A 24,747-nucleotide genomic window follows, 5' to 3' on the forward strand; every position below is an offset into this window, starting at 1 on the left:
AACCTAATAACTAAAAATGATATTATTAATCCTCAGGACGCATATTGCGCACTTTCAGCTAAATAATTACATCTGGCAGCAGCAGGGAAACCAGCTTTACAACAGATTGCTGGTGATATTGTATTATCTTGGCGATTTATATCACAAACGATTCATTATGCCTATCCTACATAAGTTCAGAGACCATCAGATTGCAGCAGATACAGAGATTCTCATATTGGGCACCTTTAGCGGCGACACCGAAGAGGGAACTGATTTTTTTTACGGACGGTCCCGCAACTTTCTATGGCATCTGCTGCCTCAGTGCTGGGGAAAGGAACCGCTGAAGGAAACCGGCCTCGCTGAGAAAAGGCGGTTTATGGCAGAATATAAATTAGACTTTGCCGACCTTATACACGCAATCGATGTTCCCGAAGGAGAAGAAAAAAATGTGGATGACGCTTTCATAGACGCCCACGCGATAGAATGGAAAGACATCATACAGATAATGGAATCACTTTCTAAACTGAAAGCCGTTTATTTCACAAGAAAGACTTTCAACGGAATTCCGAATGCAAAAAAGCACCTGATTCCTATTGTTGAATATTGCAGACAAAAAAATATCAGAGTTTGTAAGTTGGAGACGCCTGCTAAATTCTATAGTCCTGAAAAGCTGCAGCAATGGAAGGACACGATAGTCTCGAAGAAAACCTGCTTAAAGCCATAGCAGCCGATGCCTTTTACAGGCTTATTTGAACGAAAGCCTGCCGTTAAAAAATCAAACATTGCCCATTTTGGTCTTGAACATATTAACTTAAAATAACCGCGCTCAAACATAACATGAATATTTTTCTGGCAGTCTCCTCCTCTCTACTCCTGTGTTTCACCGCACTATCGCTCATCAGACATGACTACTGGACTTTCAGAGTGTTCGACTACCCCAGACTTCAAAAACTGGTGCTATCCATTGCGTGCATGGTTTTACTTTTGATCTATTTCGATGGTTCAAGCACGCTCAGTTGGGTACTGAGCTTACTGATTGCAATTAACATCGTCTATCTGAGCACACAAATTATCCCATTTACTCGTCTCGGTAAGATACAGGTTAAAAAAGCGACAAAAGGAATAGACGAACAAAGCATTTGCGTCATGACAGCCAATGTTTTTCAGGACAACCGTAACACACGCGGCTGTTTGGATGAGATAAGGAAACATAATCCGGATGTGGTGGTCCTTCTGGAAACCGACTCCTTTTGGGAAAAAGAAACCCTGGAACTGGAAAAAGACTATCCTCATTATGTGCGTGTCCCTCTTTCGAATACATATGGAATGCTACTTTACTCCAGGCTTGAGCTACAAGACCCGCAGGTAAAGTATATGGTTGAAGAAGACGTTCCTTCTATACATACGGGCATCGTTTTAAAAGATGGAACATTAATCAGGCTTTATGCGGTCCATCCTACTCCTCCAGTACCAAATGAAAATCCGCGGGCTACAGAAAGAGATAAAGAATTGTTGCTTATTGCCGAACATGCGAAGGCTTCAAAAGCGCCTGTTATTGTTGTTGGAGACCTTAATGATGTAGCATGGAGTTTTACTACCGAGCTGTTCCTCAAGATGAGCGGACTTCTGGATCCTCGAAGAGGCAGAGGTTTTTTCAACTCTTTCCATGCCCACTACCCCTTCCTTCGCTTTCCGCTTGATCATGCATTCATTTCGGAGCATTTCAAGCTAAAGCAGATGAAGCGCCTGTCGAATTTCAACTCAGACCACTTTCCTATTTTTATTTATGTGCAGTATGAACCGGATGGTTCAGGCGCGGATGAAGCGCTTCAGCCCGACGCAGACGACATCAAGTTGGCCGAAGAGAAGAAGAATGCCCCTACTAATAACAACTAAGAAGCTTAAGATCGAACATTCTCCACGCGCAATGCGTCTTCACGGTGCAACTGCCAGAGGCGGGCTCCGCCCTTGATGCCATCCTTGTTAGTGATAATCTCGATATTGTCGTCAAGCTTAAAATCAAGCTCATCCGCATTGCCGCCGCCGATGTACAAGCGGTCATAATTGAACACCACTTTTAACACCTTAAGAACCTGCTTCATCCGTCGGTTCCATCTCTTTCTGCCTATCTGAATGTAAGCCTTGTCTCCGATAAATCCGTCGTAAGTACGCTTCTTGCTGATAGGATGATGGGCGAGCTCAAGATGAGGCAGCAAAGCACCGTCCATCAATATCGCCGTTCCAAATCCGGTACCCAGGGTGATAACCAGCTCAAGGCCAGCCCCCCTGACAACACCCAAGCCATGGAGGTCCGCATCGTTGGCAACCCGTATCGGTTTTTGCAGATGATTTCCAAGACGTGAAGCCAAATCAAACCCCCTCCATAGATCCGTTCCAAGATTCGGAGCAGTGCAGGTGACTCCATTCTTTATATATCCCGGAAAACCGACGGAGACCTTATCATAGGCTTGAAAGTTCTCTATTAAGGTGCTGATGGCCTTCAAAACAGCATCTGGCGTTGCGGGCTTTGGAGTCTTTACCTTCTTGTATTCCTGAATAAGCTCCCCCTCCTCACTAAGGATTGTCGCTTTGATCGTTGATCCTCCGATATCGATCGATAAAATTCTGGCACCTGGTGATGTTGCTCCCATAAAAATAAGTTTTACGATTAGCTGAATACCTCTGAGAAGATTTCATAAGAATGCAGACGCGCCTGGTGGTCGAATATGTGGGAGGTTGCCATTATCTCATTTACTCCGGTTTTTTCAACAAAGGAAAGCACCTCGCTCCTGAGCTTCTCAGGACCACCAACAAACGAATAAGTGAGCATTTGGTTAACGGCCTGCTCTTCATAAATGTTCCAGATATCCTCCATATTATCTACCGGGGGTTGTAGCAAACTTCTCCTTCCGGTAACGATACCCATAAAGAGCTGCTTAATTGAAGTAGAAAGCCTTTCTGCCTCACTATCCGTATCTGCCGCAATAACGTTCACACAAGCCAAAACATAAGGCTCCTGAAGGTCTTTAGAGGGTTGGAAGTTCTCTCGGTATAGTTTTATCGCTTCCATGAAATACGTGGGAGCGAAATGGCTGGCAAAAGCGTATGGCAAACCCATCGCAGCAGCCACGCGGGCACTGTCGGTACTTGAACCTAAAACCCAAATCGGGATATCCAAGCCTTCGCCCGGTATCGCTCTAACTTTACTGTCAAAGTTATCTTCTGAAAAAAACTGCTGCAACCTTTTGATATCAGTTGGAAAATGATGCGCCCCGTGCATATTCTCGCCACGAATGGCCATTGCAGTCAACTGATCGGTTCCCGGAGCGCGTCCAAGCCCTAAATCGATGCGGTCAGGATACAAGGAAGCGAGTGTCCCGAATTGTTCAGCTACAATAAGCGGCGCATGATTGGGAAGCATAATTCCGCCGGAACCAACACGGATTGTCCTTGTACCGCCTGCAATGAAGCCAATCAAGACTGATGTTGCAGAACTGGCCACGCTCGGCATATTGTGATGTTCGGCCAACCAGTACCTCTTGTACCCTAGTTCTTCCACTTTTCGGGCCAAGTCCAGGCTATGTCGAAAAGAATTGGCAGGAGTCTGTCCCTCTACTACTGTGGCCAGATCTAAAACAGAATATGGAATATCTTGAAGTTTCTTTGTATTCATTATTTGTTAATCCTAAATGTATTTAACATTCAAACTCTAAAAATAGTTGTTCTGATATGTTTTCTTTCTGGAGAACTCATTAAATGACTTTGCCCGTACACACTGTTCGTTTTCGAAGAGGGTGTATTTTTTTTCGCATTACCACAATCTCCTTTCAGAAAAACTCCTGTTTGATAACTAATTAAATAGTTATAACTTTATTAACATGAAAATCAAACCTTTACATCTGATCGTCTTGTGTCTTCTGACAGCATCATGCCGAACAAACCAGTTTAAGGACAATCTACGTCATGGCAGATGGGTCTACAAAGATTCAACATCGAATGATTTATTAATATCAAAAGGCAGGTACCGCGGCGGAAATGAAATCGGTAAGTGGAAGCATTATAACAATGGAGTCCTTTTCCGTCTGGAGAAATTCAAAGGTGACAGGGCCAAGGTCGTTAACTACTATCCTGATCAAACGGTTGAATCCCTCGGCACAACCGGTCTAGATAGATCTGCCGAGATGATTCATTGGTACTATGACGGAAAATGGAAGTTTTATTCTGAGGATGGAAAACTCGATTCCATTAAAATCTTCAATAAAGGAGAATTAGTCAGTGCCGCGCGAGCGGTAGAGTAACCAAATCATTTCAAGGCTAAAAACGTATCTACTTGGATTCTAACTAATTTAAAAAAAAATAATGTGTTTCAAGAAGGTGGCACCAGATAATTTCAAGAATATTCCACAAAAACCTTTTCATTTTTAGAGAATATTCTATATTTGCGACGCAGTTGAACGGGGGATTAGCTCAGCTGGCTAGAGCGCTTGCATGGCATGCAAGAGGTCATCGGTTCGACTCCGATATTCTCCACCCCTTCCTAAGCGGCCTAAAAGCCGCTTTTTTTATGCTTAAGCACCCGCTCCCGGTGTGTCATCTCTTTATCAGTCCTCCAATCGAAACTTCAGATTCTTTTACAATCGTGTGAAATGTTACAATTGCCGATGACGTATAATTGCAAAAATTATGGCTCCACAATCTACCTCTACGAAACGCCTTAAAGACAGCAATCAACGAATATCGACGATACTTGCCTTTGCACTCATCCCTTTGTCGGGTTTTGCAACAGACATCTACCTGCCATCGCTGCCCTCGATGTCGGCGGTTTTAAACGTTAGCAGCACAAGAATTCAGCTAACGCTGACATTGTTCCTGATTACCTATGGTATCTCGCAATTATTTATCGGCAGTATTGTCGACAGCTTCGGACGATACAAGATCAGCCTTATCTGTCTCATCGTATTCGCCCTATCCTGCATCGTCATTTCGACCACAAGCAATATCTATATCATTTACCTGATGCGGATCATACATGGATTCACCGTAGCCGCAGTTATCGTGGCGAAGCGGGCTTTCTTTGTGGATGTATATGAAGGCGAAAAGCTGAAGCATTATCTGAGTCTGTTCTCCATCATCTGGTCAACCGGACCGATCATTGCGCCGTTCGTTGGGGGCTACCTTCAAAATGCCTTTGGCTGGGAGTCTAACTTCTATTTTCTCGCAGGCATGGCATCGATCCTGGCTATTCTGGAGTTTATTTATAGCGGCGAGACGCTTAAAAACTTCAGCAAGTTCAGCGTCAGTAAGATGGTTGGCGTATACGGTGATATGCTTAAAACGCCCAGCTTCAGCCTGGGCTTGATTATGCTTGGCCTCGCCTATTGTATGGTAATGGTATTTAATATGACTGGGCCCTTCATCATTGAACACCATTTTAACGGCACGCCTATTATCGCTGGTTATAGCTCATTGATTCTCGGTTTCGCCTGGATGACAGGAGGGTTTATAGGAAAAGCAACAATCAACCGCCCTTTTGTCAAAAAAATGGTTGTCAATATCGGTCTGCAGTTACTCTTCGTGGCCACTATGCTGTTGAGTATTCCAATCGTGTCCAATCTTTACAGCATGATCTTCTTTGCCTTTATTATTCACGTAACCGCGGGCTATATCTTCAATAATTATTTCACCTATTGCCTGGGAAGGTTCCCCAATAACGCAGGAATCGCCAGTGGACTTACCGGAGGAATCACCTATGTCATCGTTTCCTTCCTAAGCTACGGAGTCGTTAGCTTGCTTCCGGCTAAAGACGAACTCAACCTTGGATATAGTTACCTTCTGGTAACCGTACTATCGGTGTTTGTTATGTGGATGGTTTACAAGAGCTCGCGACGGGAAGTTACAGTCTGATCTGGCAGGAAAGAAAGAACAAACGGCTACCGCTAGGCAGTCCTTTAGCCATCTAGATATCCTTTTGTTCGTTCTTGTACACACTGGAACCTTCCGGCGGATACACGATCTTATTTTGCAAGTCTTTGATATATTCAGGATCAAAGGCCGGGATTTGCAGGTCTCCATCTTCGACCCACTTCCTGACCTTTTCGTGTGCTTCTGCGGCCTTCTCCTCAGACGGCTGTTTTTCCTTTGCCAGATAAACAGTCTGGGACGATAATGCAAAGCCCGTACCGCTGGATGCTACAACATCCATCATCCGGAGATAGATATCCTCTTGGATTTCAAGAAAACGATCAAAGTCAGCTGCCAGTATGTATGAAAATACTTCCAGTTTAAAGGCATCGGTACCTATCTCAATAAAACGAACTCGGGCTGAGGATGGATCGACCTTCGGATGTGCATAAAGTATGGCACGCAACTCGACCAGAAGGTAGCGAATCTGATCGGGTGTAGCGTCGAAACGTATCCTGAATACCGGATGGAACCAAAAGCGATCACGATGAAAGAAGTTCTCAATCTTTAAAGAAGAAAATTCGCCGTTGGGAATGGTAACGACAGTCCGGTCGTTCGTCCGGATCTGTGTAGAGCGCATTCCGATCTGCTCCACCGTGCCCACCACATCTCCAACCTTACAAAAGTCGCCGACCCTAACCGGTTGATCAGCAATCAGCGTAACACTGCCTACAAAGTTTTCTACTGTCTTCTGTGCACCGAGAGCCAACGCGATACCACCAATACCCAACGCAGCAATACCCGTTGTAACATCGAAACCAAAAGTTCCCAGCACCATAATAATGCCGACAAAAACAAGCGCGATCTTTGCTGCGCGTCGTAAGAAAAGAACGGCTGAAACGGCTGCCTGGTTGCGCTTCTTCCCCATCCGTTTCTCGACATACCGGGTCGAGGTATTAAGTAACTGCCATAGAAGAAGCAACAGGGCCACTAAGCCAACCACCACCGTCAGATTGCTGAAACGCTGCCTGACGATGATGGATATGCCTGCTTCCTGACTACAAACTACAAAAAATACGACCGTTAGATATATCTGGATAGGCAGCGAGAACGCCTTTATGATCCCCGCATGAGGATCGTTGCGAGCTCTTCTCCAGACCAGAGGAATAAAAAACAGCACTGCTTTCGTAATTGCCCAGGCCAGCAGATAGGCAAGGAGGACTAAAAATATCAGTCCGAACCAGTGCCCTGCCGGCACTCCGCCCCATTTGCTTGCATTCAACGCGTCCGGCATCACTCTCTCTATTAACGGCGCAATGGGTGCCGCCTCAACCTGCGTGGGTAAACGCTGTATGGTCTCTGAAGAAAACAACCAGATGACCTCACCATTTTTGCCGTTGGTGCTTTCCAATAATATGTCAAATGGTTCATTATTGACTGTTGCTGTACCGATCCGCTCCAGGTTTGGACCCAAGTTATCATCCGTTTTCCCTGCTGGGTCATTGCTCATCAGTGAGTACGGAAATACTGTTCCATCATTCAATAAACTTTCAAGGGCCTTGGCGAGCCTTACCTTATCACGATTTTTCTTTAGAACCTTATCGAGCCGCAAATACATGGCAGCCTTTTCATAGTTTTCGCCGGCGACCGCACTGATAAACGCCTCGACGGTTCCTCTGGGTGTGCTTCTTCCCAGTGAATCAGGCGGCAATACCGGAACAACTGCCGTTGTTGTATCCTTACTAAAACCTAGGTCTTGTGCCTGGCCCGTATTGATACCAGAACTAAAGAAAAAGAGTGAATAGAATAAAATATATGTGTAATGTTTCTCGAGAAGACGAAAGTTGAAAATCATAAAAATCTATCGATTTGCAAGTTATATGCGAACGGCGTCCGACTTTTCGTAAACACAGTAGAAAGTCTATTGTTTCAGTAACACCCTTCAGAAAGTGAACAGAAAGTAATAGATACCTCAGCTTAGCGGATAATTCTCTACTTTTATCGCCAAAAGTCCGGAGATGGAATTAATCAGTTACTTAAAAGAGCAAATGAAGCTTGATCCGGGTTTGGAGCGAAAACTGGAACAGGCTTTCCGCCGCGACTATTACTCCAAAGGCCATAAAATAACTGAGCCCGGCACGCTTTCAAACAAGGTGTACTTTGTCGAAAAAGGCTTGGTAAGAACCTATTACATCAAGAACGGAAAAGAGATTACCCACCATTTCTTCGCTGAGGATAAGTTCACGATGCCCATAGAAAGCATCTTCTATAACGGCAGGTCACCTTATGGTATCGAGGTACTCGAAAGCAGTATCATCCGTTCTGTTAGATTTCCTGGCCTGGAAGAACTTATAGACGGCTCTACGGCACTTGAAAAATTCATTCGGATGTTGCTTATAGATGTGCTCAAGACTTTTTCAGATCGCCTGTCAGCGCTGCAGTTTCAGTCGGCCCATGAACGCTATCAGACGATGCTTGAGCAAAACCCAAACATACTGTTGCGTGCACCGCTCGGACATATCGCTTCATACCTTGGAATAACGCAACAAACTCTCAGCGTTATCCGTGCTCAAAAATAATCGCGCATTGATACCAGACGGTTACGGTATTCTTTTTTAAGATAGATTAAAAAGGCCTGAAGCTTATTTGATGAATTTTGTAGTCATATCAAATAAGCGATCATGAAGCCAAAACCATACATAGCTGTGCTAACGCTCAGCCTAGCATTCGCCTCCTGCCAGCCGAAGGGAAAAGAATCTTTAAGAGTTTCCGACGCACCAATACCGGTCATTGCGCATCAGGTTTCGAGCACTGAAGGCACTTCCACCCTGCCACTTAGCGGCAACGTCGAAGGATACACAACAGTCCGTCTCGGTTTTATGGTGGCCGGCAAAATCAACTTCATCTCCAATCAGGAGGGTCAAAAAGTCGAAAAGGGGCAGTTGCTTTCAAGTCTTGACCCAACAAGTTATCAAATTGCAAAGGCGCAGGCCGACATACAGGTCAACCAAATCAAGGATGAATATCAGCGGATTAAGCTCATGTTTGAGCGCAATAGCGTAAGTCAGAGCGACTTTAATAAGGTAAATTTCAACCTTCAGCAGGCTATGCAGCAACAACGGATGCAGGCGAAAAACCTGGCGGATACTCGCCTATATTCGCCCATTGCAGGTGTTTTATTAAAGAAAATGGCCGAAACAGGCGAAATCGTTGGAGTGGGAAATCCATTGTTCGTCGTATCAGATATCAGTCGCGTAAAAGTAAGTGCGTTCATCCCTGAGACGGAACTAAACAAGGTCAGGTTGGGTGAAGAGGCTAAAGTCTATATCTCATCGCTCGACAAAACCTATACAGGGAAAGTTACGGAGATCGGTTCAGCAGCAGACGCTACCTCCCGGGCATTCACCCTGAAGGTAGACCTGGATAATCCCGGACTGCAAATAAGGCCCGGCATGATAGCTGAAGTTCTTTTCGAGAGCCGGTCAACAAATCAGATGCTGACTCTGCCCGCAGAAGCGATACTTCATGACACAGACAACCAAGCCTATGTTTTTGTCACCGACAGCGTCGGCCAAAAGGCCTACAAAAGAAACGTAACAGTCGGTCAGCTGGTCAATAATCAGGTTGAAGTGACCTCTGGAATCCAGAAAGGAGAACTGGTGGTTACCGGCGGTCAACAGAAACTATCAGAAGGCATAGCCATATCCCTGAACAAATAGAGAACTCATGAACTTTATTGAAGCATCACTTAAATACAAGCAGGTAACTCTCTCTGTTCTATTGCTATTATTTGCAGTCGGCATTAATTCACTGCTTAATATGCCCCGGCGCGAAGACCCCAGGATCACTGTCAGACAGGGTCTGGTAATTGCGTACTACCCCGGAGCTAATGCAGCGCAGGTTGAAGATCAGGTTACCAGAAAACTGGAGCAATACCTTTTCCAGTTTGAAGAGGTCCGCAAAGACAAAACCTATTCTACCACGCAGGACGGAATGGTCGTCGTAAATGTGGAACTTGGCGAGAAAGTTCGTGAGCCGGATGTATTCTGGAGCAAACTGCGCCATCAGCTCCTTCTGGCGCGGCAAATTGATTTGCCCCCCGGCGTCAAAGGTCCGATAGTAAACTCCGATTTCGGAGATACCGAAGCTCTGGTCATTGGCATTGAGAGCAATACCGCTACCTATTCGGAACTGAAAAACTATGCGGAAAAAGTGGAAGATTATATCAGGAGCGTTAAATCCGTATCCAAGATAAAACGCCTCGGCGAACAGAAAGAACAGATTCAGGTAACCTCCGGATCTGAAAAGCTATCCCAATATGGCGTCAGTCTCCAGCAAGTTGTTAAGGTACTGCAATCTCAGAACACCATCAGTGCGACGGGCGACATAAAAACGGAAAACAACAATACACCGCTATATACACGTGGGTATTACAATACCGAACAGGAAATACGCAATCAAATCGTGGGCACTTCCAGATCAGGAGCCGTGTTACGCCTGGGGGATCTGACCACGGTAAAGAGAGCTTACGCGGAGCCGAGCTCCAGGACCACCGTCAACGGCAACAAAGCGCTGATTCTTACCGTCCAGATGCTGGAGGGGAACAACATCGTAAAGTTTGGTGAAGCGGTGAATGCTAAACTGTCCGAAGCCTCCGCACTGCTGCCCCCCGACGTGAAGCTTACCACGATTATCAACCAACCTCAGCTGGTTAACGAGAATATATCCCACTTCATAAAGGAGTTCTTTCTTGCTATCGTAGCCGTAGTGATCGTGGTCATTCTCCTGCTCCCATTCCGCATTGCCACTGTTGCAGCCATGGCTATCCCCATGACTATCGCCATCACTTTTGCGCTGATGCACGCTTTCGGTATAGAACTCCATCAGGTTTCGCTGGCAGCACTTATTGTCGTCCTGGGGATGGTTGTTGATGATGCTATCGTAATTGCCGATAACTATGTGGAGCTGCTGGACGAGGGCGTTGACCGCTGGACTGCCGCCTGGCGTAGCGCGACTGATCTCCTGATCCCGGTGCTTGCCGCCACCGTTACCATTATCGCTGCATTCCTCCCAATGGTTCTGCTAACGGGTGCGGTCGGCGAATTTATACAGGCGCTGCCACTTACCGTTGCTATCGCCCTTGCTTCATCGTTCCTTGTTGCCATGGTGCTTACCCCACTCTTATGCTACGTTTTTATCAAAAAGGGCCTCCATGACCACTCAGAAGTGCGGGACGAGACAAAGAAAGAATCTCTTCTCGATAAGATGCAGGAAGCCTACGATGCAGCACTTGATTGGTGCGCCAGGCGCCCTAAGTTCAGCATTTGGATGAGTATGCTCACCATACCGCTGGCGGGACTGCTCTACTTCGGTGTTATAAAACAGAAGTTCTTCCCTGCCGCAGAGCGGAATCAATTCGTTGTAGAGCTCTGGATGCCTACCGGCACAAAGCTGGAGAAAACCGAACAGGCCATCATGAAAGTGCAGCGTCTCGTCGAAAAGGATGATCGGGTCACCTCTTTCGCCACCTTCAGCGGAACCAGCGCCCCTCGGTTCTATTATAATTTCTCGCCGGAAGTACCTGTGGGTAACTATGCGCAGATTTTGATCAACACGACCACAGAGGAGACAACCGAATCGCTGTCAGCGGAACTTCAGCCACTTATCGAGCGACTTATCCCCGAAGGTATGCCGCAGGTAAAGCTCATGCAACAAGGCCAGCCATTGAAAGCGCCTGTTGAAGTGCGCATTAGTGGCGATGACCTCAATACACTCAAGAAACTGGGTAATCAAGTGCAGGACATTCTCAAAAATGCCCCCGGAAGCGCGATGGTAAGAAGCGATTTTCATGAAGACCATTATGGTATCAGCATCAAGCTTCGCAGTGAGGCCGGCCGGCTTGGCTTCACTACCGAAAGTATATCTAAAATGGTCTACACCGGCTTTTCCGGGGCCCCCGTTTCTACCATGTACGAAGGCAGTAATCCCTTGGAGATCGTTCTACGTCTGGAAGAAGATGAGCGCAGAAACTTTACAGATCTTCAGAACATCTATCTGGAATCACCTGTAACCGGAGCACGCATCCCTTTAAGGCAAATAGCGGATATAAGTCCGGAATGGCAGACTGGTAAACTGATGAGAAGAAACGGGGTCAGAACCCTCACGGTCCAAAGTGAAACACAACACGATGTACTTCCCTCAGAACTACTGAACAGCGTAAAGACAGAGATCAACAACCTACAGCTTCCCGTTGGATATCAAATTGATTATGGTGGCGAGTTTGCTAATAAGCAGGAGACTTTCAGTCAGATGATTATTGTGCTGCTGGTCAGTCTTGTTCTGATCTTCTTTATTCTGCTTATACAGTTCAGAAACCTCAAAGAAGCAGGTATCATTATGTTAACCATACCTATGAGCTTGTTTGGAGCATTATTCGGTTTGTTTATTACAGGCAACACTTTTGGATTTACCGCTTTTGTGGGGCTCATCAGTTTATCAGGGATAGTAGTGCGCAACGCCATTATACTCATCGATCACACCAACGATCTTTTGCATAGCGGCCTGGACATTCGCAATGCTGCCCTGTTGTCAGGAAAGCGCCGCCTTCGTCCGATATTCCTTACAGCCATGGCCGCAGCAATCGGAGTTCTGCCGATGATTATATCCGGCTCGCCTATGTGGAGCCCCCTGGCCAGCGTTATTTCTGTTGGGGTGATCTGGAGCATGGTCATGGCGCTCCTTACTGTTCCGGTGATGTATATCAGCTGGATTAAACCTGAAGACAAGTTCGACGCAATCAGTCTGAAAAAGGAAGAACAACATGAAAAGTAAGCACATCATACATTGCATCGCGGCACTATTGCTGGTTACGCTTTCAGAAAGACCGGCCCTGGCCCAGCAGCAGACATTGACACTTCAGCAAGCGGTTGACGCTGCGCTGGCGAATAATCATCTGCTCAAAGCCAAATCACTACAGATTGAAGAGAAGAAAGCAAAGGTCAAAGAAGATGCAATCAAAAAATATCCGGCCGTTACCCTGAACTCTACATGGCAGTATAACGCCAACATTGGTGAGCTGGTCATTCCCCGGGGCTCCTTTGCCGCACTGCCTCTTAATGCCAGCACGGTTATACAACTTCCCGACGCGGACAGGTCTTTCGAGCTTGGTAGACATCAAAACTTTAATGCCGGGGCTACGATTTATCAGCCGCTCACCCATCAGCCAAAGATCCAAACCGGCCTGGAAGTTGGCAAAACAGATATTCTGATTGCAGCCCAGGAAAAAAGGAAAGCTGCACTGCAAATTGAGCAGGCTGTAGAAAAGCTTTACTTTGGAATACTGATAAACAGCAGGAAAGAAGATGAACTTAAAGCGAAACTTGAGCTGTCAAAGTTGCGACTGTATGATGTAGAAAGTGCTCTATTATCAGGAAAAGCCATCCATCTCAGCAAAGAAGGACTGCAGGCAAGCCGGGCAGATGAGGAGCAGGAATTACTGAAGCTGATCATCCAGCGCGAAGACTATGCTGCAGACCTAAGGCGTCTTACGGGGATCGATGTATTGAAGTTTAACCTGAATCCGATTGATATCAACCCGAGCCAGCCTGAGGAAATGCCCGACTACCAGTCCTCAGCACTTTCAGCAAATGCCGACCTTAGTATAGCAGAACTCACAGTAAACAAAACGAGACTTGCCTTAAAAGCCGCCAGGCAGAATTATCTGCCCGAGGTAGGAATAATCGCAGGCTATACTTATCAGCAAGGAAATATCCTATACCCTACCAATAATCCTTTTGCAGGACTCAACTTTAAATGGAACATTCAGGATCTCTTTGCTAATAAACAGGTGCTCAACCAGCGCTCACTACAACTGCAGCAGGCAAAAGAAAACGAAGCAAATGCGCTCGAGCAACTACAGGCTGATGTGGAGAAAGCGGTAAGAAAAATCAGCCAGGCCGAGGCGCTGGTTAACGCCGCACAAAAAGTATTGAATTTCAGAAGGCAAGAGCTGAAAGTCCAGCTCGATAAACAAGCTGCCGGCTTAAACGTTCTTGCTGACGTATTGAGTACCCGCTCTACCGTGGCTAAGGCCGAAGCTGATCTTTACGGGGCACTGCTAAACTACAGGCTTGCTCAGTCGGAACTTAATACGTTAACCAAAGGAGAGACTCTGCGGTAAAGTAATCAGAACGGCCTGCCATGTGTCCTGGACATTAAGGCTGGAATCGCTGAGGGAACGCCAGCCATGGCGCCCAGCACGAGCTCAGAGAGCAGAGGTCTTCCAAACAAACGCTGAATACCTCTGCCCACTTTCAAACGAAAAGCGAATTCCTGGCGCCAGCTATCCATGTACTCGTGCTCGAGCTGCACCCGGATCTTCTCGTTTATTCCATCCTTACACAGGCGTATAATATGACCCGACAAAATCTTTGCCGAATGAAAGGCTATGGCCATACCGTTGCCGCAAAGCGGAGCAATCATCCCAGCCGTATCACCACACATCAGGATATGTCTGTCTACGAGTGTCTTCCGTTCAAAGGCAATTTCGTTAATACTCTCCGGCCTGTCCCAAACAAACTCTGCGCGTTCAAAAATCCTCTTCAGAACAGGATTCTTCATCAAGACCTCCTGCTCCATCGCCGGAATGGAACCATAGGTTCGAAGATGTCTGTTCTCGGTTAGATAACAGAGGCAAAAAAGATCTTCCTCGATCTTGTTGAAGCCACAGTACCCGCCGTCGAAATTGTCCAGATGAATGGTATCGTGTGAAAAGTCACCCCTCACGAAATATTTTACAGCCATATAAGGGCTACGCCTATAAAAAAACGGGCGCATCAACTTCTGGTCGAGGTTCGAACGCTTACCAAAGGAGCCGATCACGAGATCTGCCTCAAGCTCGCCTGCGGCGATCGTGATCTTAATCTTCCCCCCACTATAGAGCACATCATTAACTTTCTCACCTTCAACAATATGAACACCATCAATTAAAGCCATCTTGTATAAAGTATGATCCAGTCGAAATCTACTCAGTCCGAATCCGCCCAGATCAAGCGCAGCACTTAGTGTCCTTCCACTCGGCGAACTCAGCGCCAGTTTACTGATACGGGAAGACCCCAGTTGTTCCGGAACAATACCCAGCGCCTTGAGAAAAGGCAGCACTTCGTTACTTACATACTCTCCACAAACCTTATGAAAGGGATAAGTTTTCCGCTCGATCAGCGTGACTGGAAAACCCGAACGAGCCAGCAGTATGGCGTTGGTCAGCCCCGCCAAACCACCTCCTATGATACAGATAGAGGGCTTTTGTTTCATTTGTAAATGATTACCTGCCACCTGAAAGCCCACATCCATTTGATTGTAAAGAGACTGAAACCTGCGCGCCTAATCAGATTCTCCAGCTCAGCCCTTCTGAAGCTGCGCAAAACGGATATTTTGCTATCATGTTTCACCATGGGAGATTTGGAAAACAGTCCTGTCAGCACCCCTATAGCATGATAGGCGAACCAATGCCGGTGCAGATCGTTGATGATGACGGCTTTCTTTGCAGAATGAACCATCTTCCTGATCAGAACAATCCATTGTTCATCATCGAAATGATGGGTGAACAGACTGCTGATCACGACATCAAACTCAGCATCGTCGAATTCATGTTCCAGCACATCGGCATGCCGGAATTCCATATTTTTAAATGCACTATTTCGCTTGGTGGCGAATTCCACTGCGGCGGCGGTAGCGTCTATGCCGATAAGCCGCAAGTCAAGGCTCTGGCGCCTGAAATATCCTTGTAAGACCCTCAAGCTGTCGCCTCCACCACAACCCCAGTCGCTGACCGTGTCGCCGTTCTGTAGCTTCAGCTGCCTAAAGGCGTCATAAAATACGCTGAAACCACCCAGAAGTTTATTGATTACTTCCAATTCCTTCAACACCGGGTCAAGCTCCCGATGGTCGAGGGCAAAATTATCCATAATTTCCACCTCCTTGCTTCGCCGACTGAAATCAGGCATAGCTTAACACCATACTTTCAAAGGTTAAACCCGGACCGAAAGCGAAGCTCAGCACCTGTTGCTCGCGTTTTTCTGCTTTTAGCTTTCTACTCAACTCATCCAAAACGAACAGAACTGTTGTAGAAGACATATTGCCAAAATCACGTAATACCTTATAAGCGTGCGCATTCTGCTCTGCATTTAAACTAAAGACTTCGTCACAGACCTCCAATATCCTCCTGCCACCGGGGTGGATGGCAAACTGGCTGATGTCATCGAACGCTATGTTTGCTTTCTTGAGAAGCTTGTCTGCAACGTCGCGGATACCCGACTTGATCTGCTTGGCAACCTGATTCGTGAGCTGCATCTCATAACCGAAATCACCAATTTTCCAGGCCATTTCCTTTCTGGCCTTGGTAATAACCTCCGTATAAAACGATTTGATCTTAAAAAGCTGCACATCTGTGGCATCTTCGTGCTGAACCAGAACTGCCGAGGCCCCATCAGCAAAAAGGGAATTTGCCAGCCAGTTGTCCAGCGTATTCTCTTTCTGGAAATGAAGTGTACAAAGTTCTACATCCACAATCAACACCTTTGCATCCGGCTGAGCCCTGCAGATATAGTCGGCAACTTTTAACGCATTAAACGCACCGTAGCAGCCCATAAAATTGATACAGGTGCGCTCAACATGAGGGTTAAGCCGCAGGCTTTCTACGATCTCAATATCAAGTCCGGGAGCATACATGCCTGTACAGCTTACGGTTATCAAGTGGGTGATATCCTGCGCATTAAATAAAATTGAACCCAGGCAACTATCTACTGCACGCAGACACAGGTTGAGTGCGGTGCTTTCATAAAGATCACTTCTCTTAGAGGTGGTCGGGAATGGCATCAACCCATCCTCATTACCGAAAAACTCGTATTGTCCCCTATCCTTCCCGAAATCGTCAATCACGGAGTGCCGGTAGTCGATCCCCGAGACGTGGTATAACTTCTCCAAACGTCGGGAGTTATGCTCATCCAACTCATGTGCATCAATCATGAACTGGAGGATGCGATCCTGACGAAATTTGTTTACCGGATTACTTGTGCCTATGGCCGAAATGATGCTGTTCATCTGCAATTGTTTTTTTAAATTTATCTACACAGGCAGCATCATGGCGGAATTACATATCAGGTCAACCCTAACGCATTTGCGACTTCCTTTCTCCCTGCTGTTACTCCCTGTGTATCTGTTTGCCCTGAGCGAAGTACCTAATCCTAACACTTACCATGCCCTGGTAGTTTTTATCGTATTGCATTTGTTCATTTACCCGGCGAGTAACGGTTTCAACAGCTTCTTTGATAAGGACGATGGCAGCATCGGATTGCTGAAAAATCCGCCGAAAGTCAACAGCAATCTATTTTACACTTCAATTATCCTAGAGTGGACCGGCGTGCTGCTTGCCTTGCTGGTCAGCATGGAGTTTGCTCTTTGCGCCATCATCTACAATTCGTTCTCCAAAGCCTACAGCCATCCTTCGGTCAGGATAAAGAAATATCCCTTGCTGAGCTTCTTCATTGTCTTCGTGTTTCAGGGGCTTTTTATCTACTACAGCTGTTATCGGGCACTGGCTCCGGAGGGTACACCCGAAACACATTCCGTCTGGATAGCAGGGCTTGTCTGCTCGTGTCTGATCGGAGCCTCCTACCCGCTAACGCAGATCTATCAGCATGACGAAGATGCACGACGGGGAGATCGTACCCTGAGCATGCTGCTGGGGGTACGCGGTTCGTTTATATTCGCAGGGATTCTTTTCCTGTTAGGCAGTGCCCTCCTGTACTACTATTGGTTTAGCTGCAAGCTGTCGGAAAATTTCGGAGTCTATCTCATCTGTCTGACACCCGCGCTGATCTATTTTTTCCACTGGTTCTATAACTGCGTTAGAGATCCTGCCAAGGCTTCCTTCGGCCGTGCAACAGTAATGACGCTTGTTAGCGGCCTGTTCATGCTGGTATATTTCGGCTGGCTTCTGCTTTTTCGTTAAGCAAAAAAAGCCGGCTGGCAACTTACGCTGCCACCGGCTACATATTTAGAATTGGAGCGCTTATTTTTTAACAATCTTATAGCTACTCCGCTGGATATAGCTTTTGCCGAACATATCGGTAGCTTTAACTTCTATGACATGCTCACCAGGGGCAAGTTTAAAGGGGATTGGCGCCTTCCATAGGTGTTTTGAGGTCGATGGTGCGCTCGGACGCTTTCCATCCAGGAGGTTCTCTGTATGATCGAACTTGTGCAATACGTCCAGAAATCCCGGATCATACTCTTCAACATAAGTCATTTTATTCCACTCTCCGTTATCTACCCGGAAACGTACGTCATCTTTCGCTGATCCCATGAAGAAGTTGGCGTAAATAGCGGCTGAGGTCTTTTTATCGTGCTCAATTACTTTCGGCGCAGAAATTTCGATCTGATAATCCTTCGCTTTTCCCGCAACTTTATAGTCCACGTCATACTGATTACCCTTGAAGTTGATAAATGCATAACCCTTTGGCGTACCATCGCTCATCGTCGATACCGGAACTCCAAGCTCATTGAGCTCCCCGGAGTACCAGTTACCTGATGTGGTACCCACATTATAATGATGATGCGCTTTCTCTTGCTTCCATCCATCTTTTTCGGTGAAGAACAACTGCTTTTGGTTATGGGTATGTGCAGACAGCGACAGCGTGTGAGGAAAGTCAGACAACAATTCAAACAAGGCTATTCTATCCTGCTCCCTGAATCCTTCATCATTGCCCGCCTCTCCGAGGGGAATATGGAACGCCAGTACAACAAGCTTATCCTTATTCACATGCTTCAGGTCATTGGCTACAAACTCCAGCTGGTCTTTTCTTAGTCCGCCCCAATAAGACTTTCCATCTCGCGGATCCGGATATAAGATATCATCCAATACGATGAAATGCACGTTGCCATAGTTGAAAGCGTAATTTGCTGGACCGAAATGCGCTTCATATGACTCATCAGACAGTTCGTCTTCTGTTACATCAAAATTAATATCATGATTTCCCATGAGGTTATACCAGGGGATACCAATCTTTTTGATGGCCTTGGTATAGGGACTAAAAAGTTCCGGATCATTCCCGACAAGGTCGCCCATACTCAATCCAAACGCTACGTTCCTTATATTTGCCACCTCGACAACAACGCCCTTATCAAAATAATCTACCTCCTGAAGCGTATACGGCTGGGGATCGCCAAAAACAAGTGCCGTGAAATTCGGATCTTCCTTTGAAGGACTCAGAGGAAAATCTACTGACTTCGGCAAAGCACCGGTAGGTGGCACCCCCTTGTACTTCAATCTGGGCGAGCCAGCTGGTTTATGATTGTAGAAGAACTGCGGCAGATTATCCTCGTTAACCGGCACCTTATAGCCCGTAGGCTTGATGACAGAAATAATCTGATCATTATTCAGCGGGAGTTCATAGTAGCCTTTTTTATCCGTCAGTACTACTTCTCTACCGTTCGTCACCGCAACAGCGCCAATTCCTTTTTCGTTTCTTTCTTGTTTCCGATTCGCGTTTATATCGGCATAAACATAACCTCTCACCGTGTTCTGGGCCAGTAAAACTGTTGAGAGTAAAAGCCCCGCTGTAACCAAATAAATTCTTCTCATATAAATCTGTATGAGCGCATCAACATGTTGCGCTATTCTCAGCGAAACTAGCCCAGCAATGTTTCGATAACGTTAACAAATATTTAAACTTAATCATTTTCGGACAGGCGGCATGAACATACGTTTTCCTGTGCATCGAAAGTTCGTGGTCGACGAGATCACCAAACAGAGCGGAGTTTCGGGACTTTAGTGGCTCTCTCGCCGTCGCAGGGACAAGTTCCTCTGCTAATCAACAGCCTCTTCGGGGTTTATGGAGTTCAATCTCGTGACTAGCCGCAGGCCTGCGAAAGCAGCGATAAACCATATACTGGAACATAGGTCCATGTTTTATTGAGCAAACCTGGACTCGGGATAGACGCACGTTGGATGGAATAAGGGGACGATCCTTCTCTGATCACAAGAAAATATCTCCCAACCAACAGTGTTAAGGAAATCTCTTGGATAAAAGAGGAAAGGCTACGCCCAGTTTTTAGGAAATTCTACGCCCAATTTTTAGCTCTGAGAAACGGCAACTTTGATTTTGTCTGTCTCAGGAAGACTGTAAAGTTCTCTTTCTAATCTAACATACTCATAATTAAGGGCTACGTAGTCTTTATACTTCATGGCCTGCTCATAAGACATGTCAAGATCGCCGTACATTTTGCAAGTATGTGATACATCAATGAGTTCTGCATTGATTTCTTCAAGGCGCTGGATAATAGCTCTCCTTTTCTTCTTTTCCACGAAAGAAGGCCTGATAAAGTTGATCAACCGCTGAAGAAAATTGGTATTTTTCACAATCAATTAGGACTAAAGTTTGATGTACTCGTTCTGACGTATCTATATCCTTATACCATGAATGGAATAAAAAGGTTCTGTATATTTTGCATTTCTGTGAAATTATGAGAAAATAACGAAAATGCTGCTTTTTTTATCACAAAGGATGTGGCAAAATGAAAAAACCGGATAAGAATTAACTTATCCGGTTGATTGACTTATTCTAAAAGACAAGACGACCTACTGATCCTCTTTGATAATTTTTAGACCTTTAGTCCACCGAACGATGGATTTAAGCATAGCATCTGCTGCTTTAAGGGAGACATCGTTTGCGTTGAATACGCTTTCATCGACGATGAACTGGGTAAACATGGGAATGTTTACCTGCTCACTTAAAGGCACAACCTTCATCGTTAAAAGATCACGTTTAAGGTCGTTGGTTGCCCGGGTACCCGCCGAAATGCCCCCATAACTTACCAGTCCGGCAGCTTTATAAGCCCACTCGTGTACAAGATATTCTATGGCATTGCGTAAGGCCGCAGGATAACCATGGTCATATTCGGCCGTTACAAAAATGAAAGCATCAGCTTCCTCGATTTTAGCAGACCACTGCTTGGTATGCTCATGCTCATACTGCCTCATCACCGGATGCTTAGGCTCATTCATCAAGGGAAGGTTTATCTCGCCCAGATCGAGTACTTCGACTTCGAACTTTCCGCTATTTTTCGCCAATTCAGCCACCCACGACGCAATTATAGGGCCTTTCCTTCCTGGTCTTACAGTGGAGTTTATGATCTTAAGTTTGTACATTGATTATTTATTTAGATTTTCCGAATTCGCCGTCAGCCTGTATCCATACTTCATCACTAATCATCGGAGCTGGAAACTTGGCGCCTATGCCGAAGTCTGAACGCTTAATGCTTCCTGTCGCCTGGAACCCTGCTACTTCTGCGTTGTTGGCTGCCGGGTTTTTTCCGACTCCCCTAAACAGCATATCCATAGTAACCGGTTTCGTTACGCCGTGGAGCGTAAGGTCGCCGGTAACTTTAAATTTGTCTTTACCGGCAGATTTTATCGATGTGCTTTTGAAAGTTAGCTTTGGATACTGAGCCGCATCAAAGAAATCTGCACTCTTCAGGTGATTGTCTCTCATCTCTACGGCGGTATTGATGGAATTCACGTCGGCACTAAGGGTTATTACCGCGTCGGACATGTCGGGCTTTGAATAAGATACCGTGGCATCAAACTTGTCAAAGGCACCGCTAATGTCAGAGATACCCAGGTGCGTCACCTTAAATCCGAGCCGGGAGTGCATGGGATCTGACTTCCAGTTCATTTGAGCGAAACTTGTCGCAGATGCTGCTATCATAAACAGCAACAGGATCATTTTTTTCATTGTTTTTTGTTTTATGAGTTTAAAAGATGTTAAATAACAGATAATTTAAATTGTTAAAGACGAATGCTGGCAGCCAGCTTCAATTTGATGCAGCTCATATACCTAAAGCTACGATCTTCTCCTTTCCAGTAAACCAGCAAAACAAACATGACGCACAAAAGACTTCTTCATCTGCCGAATACATGTTTAAACATCTTCGCAATTTATAAAGAAAAAATGGACAATAATGTTTTACTTCGCTTTAAAGACCCTCTTCAAAAAACAACCGCAAATAATTAGTCACCAATCATGACGTTAACCACCATTGGAAAATTGCCGAGATGGATCCTGATGATATGCACCACATCGATTGCGATAGGTTGCATGGTGGGTCTTTTTCTCGTGCTCTTGTCGACTGCAACGGAAATCCGCTTTCGCTATGACTGGCTGCTGTATTTGCTGCCGTTGGCTGGGCTGTTGATACATTTCATTTACAAATCCATAGGCAAATCGTCCGAAAAAGGAAACATACTGATTATAGAAGAAATACATAAACCAGGGGCAGGTGTCCCTTCTCAGATGGGGCCGATCATCATACTAACTACGGTAATTACTCACCTTTTCGGAGGTTCTGCCGGACGTGAAGGTACGGCAGTGCAAGTCGGCGGAAGCATATCGGCTGCATTCTGCAGGGTATTTAAGTTGCCCGAGCAAGAGCGCCATATCTTACTTACGGCAGGCATAGCTGCGGGATTTGGTGCGGTCTTTGGCACACCACTTACCGGCGCCCTCTTTGCCGTGGAAGTGCTAACATTCAAACGACTGAAAATAAACCTCCTTCTGCCAGCCTTGCTCGCCAGCGTGGTGGCCGATCAAACGGTATTGCTATTGGGGATCTCACATACACATTACCAGATCGGTCAGCTTCCGTCATTCGACGACATGGATGAGCTTTATCTTGTGGCTAAGGTGATTCTGGCATCGGTTGGCTTCGGATTTGCCAGCTATGGGTTTCTGCTTTTCTCGAGGACCGTTAAAGAGGTGACCCTAAAAATGGCTCCGCAAAAATGGATGATTCCCCTCGCAGGAGGCACTGCAATTATTTTGCTGACGATATTAAACGGAAAGCCCGATTATCTCGGTCTTGGGGTACAAGCGCAGTATCTTGGCGCAGTAACCATACCTTCCAGCTTTGTGACTGGTGGTGCAGATACCTGGAGCTGGCTCTGGAAAACCATCTATACCGGAATAACTCTGGGAACGGGCTTCAAAGGCGGCGAGGTTACCCCTTTGTTCTTCATTGGCTCTACTCTGGGCAACACCCTGTCGGAACTTATGAATGCGCCCGCCGGATTGTTTGCTGCTCTGGGCTTTTTGGCTGTCTTCTCAGGAGCTACGAACACACCTTTTGCATGCACTATTATGGGAGCTGAGCTATTTGGACCGGAGTATCTATTCTATTTTGCTATTGCGTGTTTTGTTGCCTACTTAAGCAGTGGTGACTCAGGCATATATATGGAAGATGAAAAAAGCTCTGCAGCTGATAACGATTCAAGAAAGAAGTATCTGTCGCGTAAGTCCTCCCGCTACATCTGGCCCATACCAAAAAGATCGCCGAAGACTTAATCTTCTTCTGAGGCAAGTGGCAGACGAAACCAAAAAACTGAACCTTGATTTTCTACGCTGTCGACACCCATTTTTCCGTGATGTTGTTCAATGATTTGATTGGATATGTATAACCCGAGTCCCAGTCCCTGATAAGCCTCCCGCACACTGCTGACGCGGTAAAAGCGACTAAACAGATTCTTAACCTCGAGCTGGGATATGCCTATACCAAAATCTTTAACATATACCGTCACCGCATTATCGATAATAGCTGTCCGAACGATCAGCTTATCGCTGCCCGGCGAATACTTAATTCCGTTCGTAACAAGGTTGACAAGCACCTGATTAATCCTTGCGCGATCTCCCCGGAGGGCAATGTTCTCGTCAAGATCTAAGTCAATCCGGTGGCTATGATGTACGTTGGCGAGATTCTCGGCGACTTCAGATACCAGATCGTTGATCTGAAAAGTCTCCTTTTTGAGATACATAATACCCGATTGCAGCTTCGTTACATCAAGCAAGTCAAAGATCATAGCGATAACTCTGTTGATCTGTTTGTCCATCTTGTTAACCAGCTGGATGGTGTTGGTATTTTTTTCAGCTTTCAGACGCATTTCAAGTACCTGCGTATAAGCTTTGAGGCTCGTCAGCGGGGTTTTTAGCTCATGCGAGGCGATTCCCAGAAAATCACCCATCTCCTGCTCGTGGTTGATACGGGCGGTAACATCCTTGAAATTCATAACGACGGCCTGGATAGACTTATTTTCAAGATGGTTGGCAATAGTATTCTCGACCCAGATGACAGTGCCGTCTGCTTTTTTCATACGGTGTTGTATTGTGACTGCAGAACCAGCATGGGAAGCTACTTTGAAATAGTGTTCTTTAACCGTAATTAGGTCATCATCTTTAATCAAGCTCCAGATCGATATCCGCTTCAATTCATCCTGATGATAGCCCGTGATCCGATCGACAGCCTGATTATGATAGTGAATGGAACCATTGAGCTTGACAAGCATGAAGCCCTCGGAGCTTTCTTCGATGAGTGTTTTAAACCGTTTTTCTTTCAAAAGCCCTTCTTCCGTTTGCTTAATATAGGAGTCAATGATGTATATGATCATTGCATTTTCCAGAACGAAGAGGAGCAATTTCAGAAAGTCTGAAAGTGCCCACTCAAACTCCCCATCTCTTATTAGAAGCGCGTTAAACGAAAAGATGACCGAGACGACAAGGGCGAAGATGGCGGGTCCTTTGCCTAAAAAGCGGAAGGACAAAATGATAACACCCGTAAACAAGAGCAATGACGGGGTAGCAAACCTGCTACCGAGAATGAGCGTTTCCAGATAACTGGCACACAAGATCGAGATAAAGCTACTAACATATTTCAATACGGCTGACTTATCCATATCAATACCTAACAATGATTATCGAAGGCGCTGGAGCGCATAATTGGCTTGTTAATTCTAATCTATATAAAAAAAGCGAGATC

Annotated in this window: 21 protein-coding genes and 1 tRNA gene; 11 read left to right on the forward strand and 11 right to left on the reverse strand. The window is 45.9% G+C overall.

Annotation, left to right across the window (positions count from 1 at the left end):
* The first annotated feature begins 16 nt into the window (after positions 1 to 16).
* Together B0I27_RS07650 and B0I27_RS07655 are read left to right on the forward strand one after the other, a co-directional pair.
* A complete protein-coding gene (locus tag B0I27_RS07650) occupies positions 17 to 706 on the forward strand; it encodes a uracil-DNA glycosylase family protein (RefSeq protein WP_106292648.1) in 690 nt (229 codons plus the stop codon).
* Between the two features lie 113 nt (positions 707 to 819).
* Entirely contained in the window at positions 820 to 1,878 is a 1,059-nt protein-coding gene (locus tag B0I27_RS07655) for an endonuclease/exonuclease/phosphatase family protein (RefSeq protein ID WP_106292649.1), read from the forward strand.
* A gap of 5 nt (positions 1,879 to 1,883) precedes the next feature.
* On the opposite strand, the gene B0I27_RS07660 is transcribed toward B0I27_RS07655, so the two are convergent.
* Together B0I27_RS07660 and B0I27_RS07665 are read right to left on the reverse strand one after the other, a co-directional pair.
* Entirely contained in the window at positions 1,884 to 2,633 is a 750-nt protein-coding gene (locus B0I27_RS07660) for an ROK family protein (protein WP_106292650.1), read from the reverse strand.
* Between the two features lie 17 nt (positions 2,634 to 2,650).
* A complete protein-coding gene (locus B0I27_RS07665; RefSeq protein ID WP_106292651.1) occupies positions 2,651 to 3,655 on the reverse strand; it encodes an LLM class flavin-dependent oxidoreductase in 1,005 nt (334 codons plus the stop codon).
* Between the two features lie 205 nt (positions 3,656 to 3,860).
* Between B0I27_RS07665 and B0I27_RS07670 the strand changes: the two genes are divergently transcribed.
* From B0I27_RS07670 to B0I27_RS07680, 3 genes are all read left to right on the forward strand, one after another.
* The gene (locus tag B0I27_RS07670) at positions 3,861 to 4,280 is read left to right on the forward strand and encodes a toxin-antitoxin system YwqK family antitoxin (protein ID WP_106292652.1); all 420 of its coding nucleotides are present in this window, start codon (positions 3,861 to 3,863) and stop codon (positions 4,278 to 4,280) included.
* 158 nt (positions 4,281 to 4,438) lie between these two features.
* Positions 4,439 to 4,512 (forward strand) — tRNA-Ala (locus B0I27_RS07675).
* 153 nt (positions 4,513 to 4,665) lie between these two features.
* Positions 4,666 to 5,886: a Bcr/CflA family efflux MFS transporter gene (locus B0I27_RS07680; protein ID WP_106292653.1), complete on the forward strand. Its 1,221-nt coding sequence runs from the start codon at positions 4,666 to 4,668 to the stop codon at positions 5,884 to 5,886.
* Positions 5,887 to 5,938: 52 nt separating this feature from the next.
* On the opposite strand, the gene B0I27_RS07685 is transcribed toward B0I27_RS07680, so the two are convergent.
* The gene (locus B0I27_RS07685; protein ID WP_106292654.1) at positions 5,939 to 7,738 is read right to left on the reverse strand and encodes a mechanosensitive ion channel family protein; all 1,800 of its coding nucleotides are present in this window, start codon (positions 7,736 to 7,738) and stop codon (positions 5,939 to 5,941) included.
* 163 nt (positions 7,739 to 7,901) lie between these two features.
* On the opposite strand from B0I27_RS07685, the gene B0I27_RS07690 reads away from it, so the two are divergent.
* The 4 genes from B0I27_RS07690 (at position 7,902) to B0I27_RS07705 (ending at position 14,062) form a co-directional block, all read left to right on the forward strand.
* Positions 7,902 to 8,462 (forward strand): Crp/Fnr family transcriptional regulator, encoded by a 561-nt coding sequence (locus tag B0I27_RS07690; RefSeq protein ID WP_106292655.1) that lies wholly within the window; start codon positions 7,902 to 7,904, stop codon positions 8,460 to 8,462.
* Positions 8,463 to 8,564: 102 nt separating this feature from the next.
* Positions 8,565 to 9,602 (forward strand): efflux RND transporter periplasmic adaptor subunit, encoded by a 1,038-nt coding sequence (locus tag B0I27_RS07695; protein ID WP_219904997.1) that lies wholly within the window; start codon positions 8,565 to 8,567, stop codon positions 9,600 to 9,602.
* 7 nt (positions 9,603 to 9,609) lie between these two features.
* Positions 9,610 to 12,714, forward strand: a complete 3,105-nt coding sequence (locus B0I27_RS07700; protein WP_106292657.1) for an efflux RND transporter permease subunit — start codon at positions 9,610 to 9,612, stop codon at positions 12,712 to 12,714.
* Positions 12,704 to 14,062 carry a TolC family protein gene (locus B0I27_RS07705; protein WP_106292658.1) on the forward strand — a complete coding sequence of 453 codons (1,359 nt, stop codon included), beginning with the start codon at positions 12,704 to 12,706 and terminating at the stop codon, positions 14,060 to 14,062. The genes B0I27_RS07700 and B0I27_RS07705 overlap by 11 nt, the downstream gene beginning before the upstream one ends.
* A gap of 5 nt (positions 14,063 to 14,067) precedes the next feature.
* Here the strand turns inward: B0I27_RS07705 and B0I27_RS07710 are convergent, their stop codons facing one another.
* The 3 genes from B0I27_RS07710 to B0I27_RS07720 are packed head-to-tail and all read right to left on the reverse strand — an operon-like array spanning position 14,068 to position 16,983.
* On the reverse strand, positions 14,068 to 15,195 hold the full coding sequence (locus B0I27_RS07710) for an NAD(P)/FAD-dependent oxidoreductase (RefSeq protein ID WP_106292659.1): 1,128 nt from the start codon (positions 15,193 to 15,195) through the stop codon (positions 14,068 to 14,070).
* Positions 15,192 to 15,887: a methyltransferase domain-containing protein gene (locus B0I27_RS07715; protein WP_106292660.1), complete on the reverse strand. Its 696-nt coding sequence runs from the start codon at positions 15,885 to 15,887 to the stop codon at positions 15,192 to 15,194. The genes B0I27_RS07710 and B0I27_RS07715 overlap by 4 nt, the downstream gene beginning before the upstream one ends.
* Complete coding sequence (locus B0I27_RS07720) at positions 15,880 to 16,983, reverse strand: type III polyketide synthase (protein WP_106292661.1); 1,104 nt, start codon at positions 16,981 to 16,983, stop codon at positions 15,880 to 15,882. Before B0I27_RS07720 ends, B0I27_RS07715 begins: the two co-directional genes overlap by 8 nt.
* Positions 16,984 to 17,023: 40 nt before the next feature.
* On the opposite strand from B0I27_RS07720, the gene B0I27_RS07725 reads away from it, so the two are divergent.
* Entirely contained in the window at positions 17,024 to 17,893 is an 870-nt protein-coding gene (locus B0I27_RS07725) for a UbiA family prenyltransferase (protein WP_106292662.1), read from the forward strand.
* A gap of 60 nt (positions 17,894 to 17,953) precedes the next feature.
* Here the strand turns inward: B0I27_RS07725 and B0I27_RS07730 are convergent, their stop codons facing one another.
* The 4 genes from B0I27_RS07730 to B0I27_RS07745 all read right to left on the reverse strand — a co-directional run bounded on the left by B0I27_RS07730 (position 17,954) and on the right by B0I27_RS07745 (position 21,677).
* Positions 17,954 to 19,525 carry a calcineurin-like phosphoesterase C-terminal domain-containing protein gene (locus B0I27_RS07730; RefSeq protein ID WP_106292663.1) on the reverse strand — a complete coding sequence of 524 codons (1,572 nt, stop codon included), beginning with the start codon at positions 19,523 to 19,525 and terminating at the stop codon, positions 17,954 to 17,956.
* A gap of 492 nt (positions 19,526 to 20,017) precedes the next feature.
* The gene (locus tag B0I27_RS07735) at positions 20,018 to 20,302 is read right to left on the reverse strand and encodes a hypothetical protein (protein WP_106292664.1); all 285 of its coding nucleotides are present in this window, start codon (positions 20,300 to 20,302) and stop codon (positions 20,018 to 20,020) included.
* Between the two features lie 219 nt (positions 20,303 to 20,521).
* Entirely contained in the window at positions 20,522 to 21,091 is a 570-nt protein-coding gene (locus B0I27_RS07740; protein WP_106292665.1) for an NADPH-dependent FMN reductase, read from the reverse strand.
* A 7-nt stretch (positions 21,092 to 21,098) separates the two neighbouring features.
* Entirely contained in the window at positions 21,099 to 21,677 is a 579-nt protein-coding gene (locus tag B0I27_RS07745; protein ID WP_106292666.1) for a YceI family protein, read from the reverse strand.
* 288 nt (positions 21,678 to 21,965) lie between these two features.
* Between B0I27_RS07745 and B0I27_RS07750 the strand changes: the two genes are divergently transcribed.
* Complete coding sequence (locus tag B0I27_RS07750) at positions 21,966 to 23,282, forward strand: chloride channel protein (protein ID WP_106292667.1); 1,317 nt, start codon at positions 21,966 to 21,968, stop codon at positions 23,280 to 23,282.
* On the opposite strand, the gene B0I27_RS07755 is transcribed toward B0I27_RS07750, so the two are convergent.
* A complete protein-coding gene (locus tag B0I27_RS07755) occupies positions 23,279 to 24,664 on the reverse strand; it encodes a sensor histidine kinase (RefSeq protein ID WP_106292668.1) in 1,386 nt (461 codons plus the stop codon). The two genes, B0I27_RS07750 and B0I27_RS07755, sit on opposite strands and share 4 nt — an antisense overlap.
* Positions 24,665 to 24,747: the final 83 nt, after the last annotated feature.

The sequence above is a fragment of the Arcticibacter pallidicorallinus genome, assembly GCF_003002875.1.
GTDB lineage: Bacteria > Bacteroidota > Bacteroidia > Sphingobacteriales > Sphingobacteriaceae > Arcticibacter > Arcticibacter pallidicorallinus.